Raw genomic sequence first — 2420 nt, forward strand, 5'->3', positions numbered from 1 at the left:
CCTCTGGACAGCTTGCGGCGAAGCGGCGACAGTGCCTCCACTGGAGCAATTCCAGGAAAAGTGTGGAGCGGTTTTCCCCTGGCAATTGCGAAGAAACAAAAGCCGGATCAGCGATCCGAACGCTGAACCGCTCCAGCGGACAGATTGAGGCAAACGGGATGGCGGATTTCGAGCAGGGACAAACCTTCACCATCGAAGCCGGGGGCCAGCAGATCCCGCTCGAACTGAGTGCGGTCAAGCCCATCGCCGCCAGCCCGCGCCCGGGTGGCGGTTTCTCGCTGCTGTTCAAAGGCCCGCGCGACATCGCACTGCCGCAGGCGACCTATCTTTTCACCGGGGAAAGCGGCAGCCACGAGATCTTCATCGTGCCGGTCGCCGCCGATGCGACGGGGCGGCTGTACGAGGCGGTGTTCAATTAGGACCCAGTTTTGGGCTGCATGCAGGCCTATCGCATCGTGACAGGGCCTAATGCGACAATCCTTGCCGCCGGCGCCGCCCCTCACTGTCCTGCCGGACATCTCTCCCCGTAAACGGGGCGAGAGTGGCTGGCTGCGACGCCGGCGCCTTTCTTGCAACGCTGGAGATTGGCGAAATCCGCGATGGAAGCTTCCCTCTCCCCGTCACTGTACGGGGAGAGGATGCCGGCAGGCAGGTGAGGGGCAGCGCAAACGATGACCATAGACAATGATCGCATGCCAACAAATCGGTTTTGACGATCATAGATCGTCGCCCCCCGGCGGCGCACAGGCCATCAGGTCATAAACGCCCTTGTCCTCGACGACCGCGAAGCCGAGCGCGACATAAAGCCGTCTCGCCGGATTGTGCTTCTCGACATGGATCGACGCTGATTTGCCGGCTAACCATGCCTCGTCGATGAGGTCGCAGAGCAGCGCGGTGCCGTAACCCTTGCGGCGATGATGCGGCAGGAAGGCGATGTCGATGATGCGGTGCTGGGTTGGCCAGCGCTCGATATAGAGTCGGCCGATGTCTTCGCTATCGCGTTCCACCACCAGCCAATCGGCCTCGGGATAGTGTTTTCGGTAATGCGCGTGCTGGGCCTGGAACTGCATGCCGAGGAATTCGGCCTTCTGCGCCTCGCTCCACGACGTCACCGCGAGTTCTTCGAAGCGGGTCGAGGCATAGAGCCGCGACAGGAACGGCAAGTCCGCCTCCACTGCCGCACGAAAGCGGAGCCCGGCCGGGTCAGACCGGGGCCAGACCGGACGGGCCTGCTTGCCTTCCGCCACGCTGCCGGAAATCAACCGTCAGACCGGCGGCGTCAGGTCGCGCACGACGACGATCTGCTTGAGATTGTTGTCGGTCAGCGACGTCCAGTTATACTCCCATTCGGAACTGTCGACGCCCATCTGGTTGATCGTCCACAGCCCGTTGGTGCCGTCCGGCATGAGCGCCAGGCTGAACAAAGCGAGCCGGCCGTCGGCATTGTAGTTGAGCGTCAGGCGCGTCGAGCGAAGGGATGCGCCGAAATCGCGCCATCCCGACCAGTTCTGGGTATAGGCATCCCATTGCGCGTTGAATTGGAGGAAGTGCTGCTGGTCGGCCGCGACCAGCACGATATCGCCGTCGCCCTGGATGCCGGCGGCAAGCGCCTGGTTGGGCGCCCTGGAGTAGCCGGGTGTCGCCCACTGCGTCCACCTATCCGATCCGGCGGGCATCTGGCGCGTGTGCAGCACCTGGCCGTTCTGGGTCAGGGCGAACAAATTGGTGACGCCCAATGGACCGATGACCGGCGCCATCTCGATGAAACCACCTGTCTGGGTCGTGTCGATCTGCACCCAACCCGTCCAGTCGGCGGCCTTCAGGGCCTGCGCCTTCGCCTGTTGGCAGCGATAGAGATGCAGGTTCGAATTGATGCCGAACAGCGCGATGCGGCCGTCACCCTGGCGTATCGCCGAAACCGTCACCAGGCCGCCGGGGATCTGGATCCAGTCGCTCCACGGTTTGGCCGGCGGCGTCAGCACGTCGACGGTGACGACGATCGGTGTCGTCGTGCCGGGCGGCGTGATGGTTTTCTGCACCTGCACGATCTGGTCCGGATTCTGGTAGATCCACCAGATGCGGCCCTGATTGTCGGTGACGAAGACCTCGATGCGGCCATCGGCATCGCGCGCCATCGAAAGCTTCTGATAGGAGGTGGCGCCGGGCGGCGTGCCGATGCTCATCGGCGCGGTCCATTTCTCGACCGGGCCGATCTGGTTGGCGTCTTCGGTGATGAAGGACAGATTGGTGGTTCCCGATGGCTGCGCGACCACGGCGACACGGCCGTCCTTGGTGAGGCCCGCCGTCATGATCACCCAGGCGCCGGGCGCGATGAACGACCAGGCCGAGGGCCATGACCCGTTCGGCGAAAGCTGCGCCTTCTGGATCAACTGCCCCTTGGCGGAATCGATCCCCACCAC

3 protein-coding genes are annotated in these 2420 nt (G+C 63.6%); 1 reads left to right on the forward strand and 2 read right to left on the reverse strand.

The window, feature by feature from the left end:
* On the forward strand, positions 1-419 hold a 419-nt coding region (locus EN750_RS41050), incomplete at its 5' end, for a hypothetical protein (RefSeq protein WP_245482846.1).
* Positions 420-716: 297 nt separating this feature from the next.
* Here the strand turns inward: EN750_RS41050 and EN750_RS29485 are convergent.
* A complete protein-coding gene (locus EN750_RS29485) occupies positions 717-1247 on the reverse strand; it encodes a GNAT family N-acetyltransferase (RefSeq protein ID WP_281040159.1) in 531 nt (176 codons plus the stop codon).
* 18 nt (positions 1248-1265) lie between these two features.
* A partial coding sequence (locus EN750_RS29490) for a hypothetical protein (protein WP_145968024.1) occupies positions 1266-2420 on the reverse strand: 1155 nt, incomplete at its 5' end.

It is taken from the genome of Mesorhizobium sp. M7A.F.Ca.ET.027.03.2.1 (assembly GCF_003999175.1).
Classification (GTDB): Bacteria; Pseudomonadota; Alphaproteobacteria; order Rhizobiales; family Rhizobiaceae; genus Mesorhizobium.